Consider the following 7,537-nt stretch of genomic DNA (forward strand, 5'->3'; position numbering starts at 1 on the left):
CGCCGGTTCTTCAACGGCGAAGAGCGCAATCCCCACGCAGGCCTGGACTTCGCGGTGCCGGCTGGCACGCCGATCAAGACACCGGCGTCACCCCGCTTCTTCACTGAATTATTCTGCGCGCTTTTAGTGGACACACTAAAGCTGTAGCTTACAGAAAAAGGCTTTTTTGGTCTACCGCCAATGAGCCTTAAAGGCCGGGGAATGCGACAGGACGTCGCTTGGCGGGGTAAATCGGGCTCAAATGCAGCGTTTGAACCCGATTTCGGGTGCATCTTAACGCAAGTCCAGCACGTCTTGCATGTCGTAAAGACCCGGCTCACGACCATCCAGCCACAACGCAGCACGAACGGCACCCTTGGCGAAAGTCATTCGACTCGACGCCTTGTGAGTGATCTCCAGCCGCTCACCCTCACAGGCGAACAGCACCGTATGATCGCCAACCACATCACCACCGCGAACCGTGGCGAAGCCAATGGTTTCGCGCTCGCGAGCACCGGTGTGGCCTTCGCGCCCATAGACCGCAACTTTCTGCAGATCACGATCCAGTGCGCTGGCGATCACCTCGCCCATGCGTAAAGCCGTACCTGAAGGCGCATCGATCTTGTGTCGATGATGCGCCTCGATGATTTCGATATCAGCGTCATCACCCAGCACACGAGCAGCCATATCGAGCAGCTTCAATGACAGGTTCACGCCAACACTGAAATTGGCCGCGAACACGATTGGAATGTCCTTGCCTGCCTCGACCAGCAACTGTTTTTCCGTGGCGCCCAATCCCGTGGTGCCGATCACCATGGCCTTGCCCGCCTTGCGGCAGAACGCCAGGTTTTTCAGCATGACCTCCGGGAGCGTGAAGTCGATCAACACATCGAACTCATCAACCACCGCGTCCAGACCACTGGACAACGGCACACCGATACGCCCCAGCGATGCCAGCTCACCAGCATCAACCCCTATCAGAGTGCTGCCGGGGCGCACGATTGCCGCCGTCAGACCAGTGAGTGGCGCGCGCTGCTGCACCGCTTCGACCAGAATCTTGCCCATGCGCCCGGCAGCGCCCATCACAGCTATACGTCGCATGCCTGACTCCTTACAGATCGCCGAAGAAACGCTTCACGCCTTCGAACCAACCAGTGGTTTTCGGCGAATGGCTGTTGTCGTCCGCCAGGGAACTGCGGAACTCTTCCAGCAACTCGCGCTGACGACGCCCCAGATTGACTGGAGTCTCGACCGCCACACGACACATCAAGTCGCCTGCACCGCCGCCGCGAACCGGCGCGACGCCTTTGCCACGCACCCGGAACTGCTTGCCGGTCTGCGTACCTTCAGGAATCTTCAGCTTGACCCGACCATCAAGAGTCGGAATCTCCAGCTCGCCGCCCAGCGCCGCATCGACAAAGCTGATTGGCACTTCGCAGAACAAATGCTTACCGTCACGCTGGAAGATCGCGTGCTCGCGCACATTGATCACCACGTACAGGTCGCCCGTCGGCCCACCTTGAGTACCCGCCTCGCCTTCGCCAGACAGACGAATACGGTCGCCAGTATCAACGCCAGCCGGCACTTTCACCGACAGGGTCTTGTACTCTTCGACACGACCTTCGCCGTTGCAGGAAGTGCACGGATCGGAAATGATCTTGCCCTGACCATGGCAACGCGGGCAGGTTTGCTGCACCGAGAAGAAGCCTTGCTGCATGCGCACCTGACCGATACCGCCACAGGTCGGGCAGGTGATCGGCGCGGAGCCTTTCTTGGCACCCGAACCATCGCACGGCTTGCAGTTGACCAGTGTCGGAACACGGATATTCACGGTCGTACCGCGCACCGCTTCTTCCAGGTTCAGCTCCAGGGTGTAGCGCAGGTCGCTGCCACGCTGTGCGCCGCCACGAGAACCACCACGACCGCCACCGAAGAAGTCACTGAACACATCACCGAAGATATCGGAGAAGTTCTGACCACCAAAACCGGCACCGCCGCCGCCCATGCTCGGGTCGACACCGGCATGACCATACTGGTCGTACGCCGCGCGTTTGCTGGAATCGGACAGTACTTCGTAGGCCTCGTTGGCCTCTTTGAATTTTTCTTCCGACGCTTTGTCGTCAGGATTACGGTCCGGGTGGTGCTTCATCGCCAAGCGACGGTAGGCCTTTTTCAGGTCCGCTTCGCTCGTGCCACGCTCAACACCCAACACTTCGTAATAGTCACGCTTTGCCATAAGTCTTTGCACTCTTAAGGACGTTCGGCAAACCCCTCCTGAGCTTCGCCAAACTCGTTGAGCCCCAATACAGGCCCGGACCCAACTCACGTCAATTCAACGATCCTGGTCTTTGATTCGATGCGATACCTGTGGATCGGAAAGCAGGAGCATCCCCGTCCGCACCGCCAGCATTCAAGCTTTGTCGCATGCTGTAAAAATTCGTCTACTCCAGACACGCCAACGCGGGAGCAAGCTCCCGCGCGGCGACATCCTACCAGTCACCGCACAAAGGCAGTCAACCGGCCGACCAACAACTTACTTGTGGTCTTTAACTTCTTCGAACTCAGCGTCGACAACGTCATCAGCCTTTTCAGCCTTTTCAGCGTGCGGCGCCGCACCTTCAGCTGGCTGGGCTTGCTCGGCGTACATCTTCTGTGCCACTGGAGCGGAGACTTTCGACAGCTCTTCAACCTTGGCTTCGATGGCAGCCTTGTCATCGCCTTTGATGGCGGCTTCCAGGGCAACCACGGCCGCTTCGATTGCAGTCTTCTCTTCAGCAGTCACTTTTTCGCCAGCATCAGTGACCATTTTGCGCGTCGAGTGAACCAGTGCGTCACCCTGGTTACGGGCAGTGGCCAGCTCTTCGAACTTGCGATCTTCGTCGGCGTTGGTTTCAGCATCGCGAATCATCTGCTGAATTTCTTCCTCGGACAGACCGGAGTTGGCCTTGATCACGATCGACTGAGTCTTGCCAGTAGCCTTGTCTTTGGCGCCTACGTGCAGAATGCCGTTGGCGTCGATGTCGAAGGTCACTTCAATTTGTGGCACGCCACGTGGTGCTGGCGGAATCTCGGCCAGGTCGAACTTACCCAGGGACTTGTTCTGGGCAGCTTGCTTACGCTCGCCTTGCAGCACGTGAATGGTCACTGCGCCCTGGTTGTCATCGGCAGTCGAGAACACTTGCGATTTCTTGGTAGGAATCGTGGTGTTTTTCTCGATCAGCGCAGTCATCACGCCGCCCATGGTTTCGATACCCAGAGTCAGCGGGCTGACGTCGAGCAGCAGAACGTCTTTCACGTCACCGGCCAATACTGCGCCCTGGATAGCAGCACCCATGGCAACGGCTTCGTCCGGGTTAACGTCTTTACGTGCTTCTTTGCCGAAGAACTCGGTCACCAGCTTCTGTACCAGCGGCATACGGGTCTGACCGCCGACCAAGATCACGTCATCGATCTTGCCAACGTCAATACCCGAGTCTTTCAGTGCAATGCGGCAAGGCTCGATGGTGCGTTGAACCAGGTCTTCAACCAACGCTTCCAGCTTGGCGCGGGAGATTTTCACGTTCAAGTGCTTGGGACCGGTCGCGTCTGCAGTGATGTACGGCAGGTTAACGTCGGTCTGCAGGCTCGAAGACAGTTCGATCTTGGCTTTCTCGGCAGCTTCTTTCAGGCGCTGCATGGCCAGCGGGTCACCTTTGAGGTTCATACCGCTTTCTTTCTTGAATTCGTCAACGAGGTAGTCGATCAGACGAATGTCGAAGTCTTCACCGCCGAGGAAGGTGTCACCGTTGGTGGCCAACACTTCGAACTGGTGCTCGCCATCGACTTCGGCGATTTCGATTACCGACACGTCGAAAGTACCACCACCCAAGTCATAAACGATCACGGTGTGATCGCCCTTGGCCTTGTCCATACCGTAAGCCAGAGCGGCTGCGGTTGGTTCGTTGATGATGCGTTTTACGTCCAGACCAGCAATACGGCCGGCGTCTTTGGTCGCCTGACGCTGACTGTCGTTGAAGTAGGCCGGAACGGTGATGACCGCTTCAGTCACGGTCTCGCCGAGGTAGTCTTCGGCGGTTTTCTTCATTTTCTTCAGAATTTCAGCCGAGATCTGTGGCGGCGACATTTTCTGGCCGTTCACTTCAACCCAGGCGTCATTGTTGTCAGCCTTGACGATCTTGTAAGGGACCATCTGGATGTCTTTCTGTACCACTTCTTCATCGAAGCGACGACCGATCAAACGCTTGACCGCGTACAGGGTGTTGTGCGGATTGGTCACTGCCTGACGCTTGGCCGACTGGCCAACCAGAATTTCGCCATCGTTGGCGTATGCGATGATCGACGGCGTGGTGCGCGCGCCTTCAGCGTTTTCGATAACTTTTACGTTGCCGTTTTCAAGAATGGAGACGCAGGAGTTGGTAGTCCCCAGGTCGATACCGATAATTTTGCCCATGTTAACTCTCCCGAAACTTTGGATTTGGTTGCCGCAGTAGTGGTGGCTGACTGCGGTAGCACTTAAACGCTTGACTTCTAAATGGGGGCCTTACGGCGGATTTCAAGCCTGCTCGTCAATCGAAGGCGAAACCGGCGCCGGAGCCTTGCTGACCACGACCATGGCCGGGCGCAGCAGGCGACCGTTGAGCATGTAGCCCTTCTGGAACACCTTCAGCACGCTGTTGGGTTCCATGTCGGCGCTTTCCTGCATGGCCATCGCCTGGTGGTGAGCAGCGTTGAACGGCTCGCCTTCAGGATCGATCGCTTCCAGCTGATAGCGCTTCAGGGTGTCCTGGAACATTTTCAGGGTCAGTTCGATGCCTTCGCGCATAGGGCGAATGCTTTCGTCGTCCGGGTTGGACAGCTCAAGGCCACGCTCCAGGCTGTCGATGATCGGCAGCAGGTCGTTGGCGAACTTCTCCAGCGCGAATTTGTGAGCTTTTTCTACATCCTGCTCGGCGCGACGGCGGACGTTCTGCAGATCGGCAGCAACACGCAAAGCCTGATCCTGCGCCCCAGCCAGTTGCTCTTCGAGCACTTGTACACGAGCCACCAGGTCTTCACCCGATGCTTCGGGAGCCTGATTGGCGTCTAGATTTTGCGTATCCAGCGTCTGTTCGTCAGCCATAGATTTCTCCTTTCAAAATCGTGCGCGAACTCGACTCGCGCTTCTGCCCCGGTATATGGGGTCGCAAATTCAAGGTTCAAGGGCTGCCGGACCGTTGAACACCATTACCCTTACAAAAACAGCTGATTTGACATTCCACCGGGTTTTAAAAAAATACCTTTGCCAAGCAAATCGAGCTAAACACGGGCATTGTCAGCCAGAAACAAAACACTGTATAAATAACCAGATCTAAAGCCTGGGAGCGGCCTCTATGCTGGTGCACCTGTCCGTACATAACTACGCCATCGTTGAACATCTCGATCTGGAACTCGATCGCGGGATGAGCGTGATCACAGGGGAAACCGGCGCCGGTAAGTCGATCATGCTCGACGCCCTGGGCCTGACCCTTGGCGATCGCGCCGACAGTGGCGTGGTCCGTCCAGGCGCGGAAAAGGCCGATATCCTGGCCACGTTCGACCTGGCCGATATCCCGGAAGCCAGTGCCTGGCTAGCCGAGCGAGACCTCGATACTGATGGCCCATGCATCCTGCGCCGGGTAATCACCGCTGAAGGTCGCTCGCGTGGCTACATCAACGGCAGCCCCTGCCCGCTTGGCGACCTCAAAGCCCTCGGCGAACTGCTGATCGATATCCACAGCCAGCATGAACACCAATCACTACTGAAAACCGACACGCACCGTCGGCTGCTCGACGAATACGCCGGTGCCACGGACCTCGCCCGCCAGGTGCAACTTGCCGCCCAGCGCTGGCGCCAGACCCGCCAGGAGCTGGAACGCCTCTCCAACTCCGGCGACGAGCAGCGTGCTCGCCACCAATTGCTCAGCTACCAACTCGAAGAGCTGGAAAACCTCGGCCTCGGCGAGAGTGAGCTGGAGCAACTGGAACAGGAACACAAAAACCTGACCAACGCCGAAACCCTGCTGGGTATTTGCCGACAAGTGGTCGAACAGTGCAGCGAAAGCGATTCCGGCAATGTACTGAACGCCCTGACGGCCAGCCTTAATCGCCTGTCGAGCGTGAACAATTCGGTCGGCGCCCTGGGCGAAGCAACCAACCTGCTGACCAGCGCGCAGATTCAGGTGGAAGAAGCCGTTGGCGAGCTGAACCGTTTTCTAGACCATTTCGATGCCGACCCGGCACGCCTCCAACAGCTCGAAGAACGGCTGGACTCGATCTACACCCTGGCGCGCAAACACCGGATTCAGCCCACCGAAGTCGCGGAGCTTCAGCAAAGACTGCTGGACGAGATCGAAACACTGAATGCCAACGACGAGTCCATCGAACGATTGAGCGAAGAGCTGGGTGCATTCGCCCGGCACTATCAGGAAAAGGCCCGCGAGCTGAGCGATCTGCGCCATCAAGCCTCGACCAGCCTGGCCAATGCCGTCGAACAGGAAATCCAACGCCTGGGCATGCCCGGTGGCCGCTTCACCATTGAGCTGCGCCCCAACACCAGCACCGAACTGTTGCCCAATGGCCTCGAACAGGTGGAACTGCTGGTCAGCGCCAACCCCGGGCAACCACTCAAGGCATTGGCCAAAGTGGCGTCGGGTGGCGAGTTGTCGCGAATCAGCCTGGCCATCCAGGTGATCACTGCGCAAACCTCGCGAGTGCCAACACTGGTGTTCGACGAAGTGGATGTCGGTATTGGCGGCCCGACCGCAGAAATTGTCGGGCAACTCTTGCGCCGCCTCGGGGAGCGCGGACAAGTGCTGACCGTCACGCACTTGCCGCAAGTAGCCTCTCAGGGCCATCAGCATCTATTTGTCCACAAGGTGCGCGGTGACGATGCCACGCACACCGCCGTGTCCAAGCTGAGTAAAAATGAGCGGATTGAAGAAGTAGCGCGAATGCTGGGAGGGATCGACCTGACCAAGGAATCCCTGGCCCATGCGAAGAAGATGGTCGTGACTGCAAAAATTTAAGGTCACCAGAAAGCACGAAGGCGACCCTCGGGTCGCCTTCGTTCGTTTCGCGGACCAGAAATCCGCGCGACATGCTTACTTTTTCTTGCGTACGTACAGCACCAAATTGTGATCCACCAACTCGAAGCCGTGCTTCTCGACGATCGCCTTCTGAAGCTTTTCGATTTCTTCCTCGAAGAATTCGATCACTTCACCGTTCTCCACGTTAACCATATGGTCGTGGTGACCGCCGTCAGCCAGTTCGAAGACCGCATGGCCGCCATCGAAATTGTGACGGACCACAAGACCAGCTGCTTCGAATTGGGTCAGTACACGGTAAACCGTGGCCAGACCGACATCCTCGCCAGCTTCCATCAGCGCCTTGTAAACATCTTCAGCACTCATGTGACGTTGCTCTGCGGAATCGAGCATTTGCAGAATTTTGACCCGTGGCAGGGTCACTTTAAGGCCGGCTTTGCGTAGTTCGCTATTTTCAACCATGGTCAGCTTTCTCGCGATGCTGCTTCGCAGCTTCT

At 57.4% G+C, this 7,537-nt stretch carries 6 protein-coding genes and 1 pseudogene; 2 read left to right on the plus strand and 5 right to left on the minus strand.

What is annotated here, in order from left to right:
• Positions 1–90, plus strand: a pseudogene (locus tag ACIPIN_RS28465) (M23 family peptidase); the annotation flags it as partial.
• 183 nt (positions 91–273) lie between these two features.
• On the opposite strand, the gene dapB reads toward ACIPIN_RS28465, so the two are convergent.
• The 4 genes from dapB to grpE form a co-directional block, all read right to left on the minus strand.
• A complete protein-coding gene (dapB, locus tag ACIPIN_RS28470) occupies positions 274–1,080 on the minus strand; it encodes a 4-hydroxy-tetrahydrodipicolinate reductase (RefSeq protein WP_401124739.1) in 807 nt (268 codons plus the stop codon).
• Positions 1,081–1,090: 10 nt separating this feature from the next.
• Positions 1,091–2,215, minus strand: coding sequence for a molecular chaperone DnaJ (gene dnaJ / locus ACIPIN_RS28475; protein WP_401124742.1), 1,125 nt, complete (start codon positions 2,213–2,215; stop codon positions 1,091–1,093).
• A gap of 297 nt (positions 2,216–2,512) precedes the next feature.
• Positions 2,513–4,429, minus strand: coding sequence for a molecular chaperone DnaK (gene dnaK / locus ACIPIN_RS28480; RefSeq protein ID WP_401124745.1), 1,917 nt, complete (start codon positions 4,427–4,429; stop codon positions 2,513–2,515).
• Between the two features lie 102 nt (positions 4,430–4,531).
• A complete protein-coding gene (gene grpE, locus ACIPIN_RS28485; protein WP_401124747.1) occupies positions 4,532–5,098 on the minus strand; it encodes a nucleotide exchange factor GrpE in 567 nt (188 codons plus the stop codon).
• 250 nt (positions 5,099–5,348) lie between these two features.
• Between grpE and recN the strand changes: the two genes are divergently transcribed.
• On the plus strand, positions 5,349–7,022 hold the full coding sequence (gene recN, locus ACIPIN_RS28490; RefSeq protein ID WP_401124749.1) for a DNA repair protein RecN: 1,674 nt from the start codon (positions 5,349–5,351) through the stop codon (positions 7,020–7,022).
• A gap of 75 nt (positions 7,023–7,097) precedes the next feature.
• On the opposite strand, the gene fur is transcribed toward recN, so the two are convergent.
• Positions 7,098–7,502 carry a ferric iron uptake transcriptional regulator gene (gene fur, locus ACIPIN_RS28495; RefSeq protein ID WP_019691775.1) on the minus strand — a complete coding sequence of 135 codons (405 nt, stop codon included), beginning with the start codon at positions 7,500–7,502 and terminating at the stop codon, positions 7,098–7,100.
• Between the last annotated feature and the right edge of the window lie 35 nt (positions 7,503–7,537).

It is taken from the genome of Pseudomonas sp. NPDC087697, assembly GCF_044743155.1.
Classification (GTDB): Bacteria; Pseudomonadota; Gammaproteobacteria; order Pseudomonadales; family Pseudomonadaceae; genus Aquipseudomonas.

Bases quoted from the DNA above. Each gene is read 5' to 3' on its own strand.
- dapB (WP_401124739.1), bottom strand. From the start codon at position 1,080: ATGCGACGTATAGCTGTGATGGGCGCTGCCGGGCGCATGGGCAAGATT.
- dnaJ (WP_401124742.1), bottom strand. From the start codon at position 2,215: ATGGCAAAGCGTGACTATTACGAAGTGTTGGGTGTTGAGCGTGGCACG.
- dnaK (WP_401124745.1), bottom strand. From the start codon at position 4,429: ATGGGCAAAATTATCGGTATCGACCTGGGGACTACCAACTCCTGCGTC.
- grpE (WP_401124747.1), bottom strand. From the start codon at position 5,098: ATGGCTGACGAACAGACGCTGGATACGCAAAATCTAGACGCCAATCAG.
- recN (WP_401124749.1), top strand. From the start codon at position 5,349: ATGCTGGTGCACCTGTCCGTACATAACTACGCCATCGTTGAACATCTC.
- fur (WP_019691775.1), bottom strand. From the start codon at position 7,502: ATGGTTGAAAATAGCGAACTACGCAAAGCCGGCCTTAAAGTGACCCTG.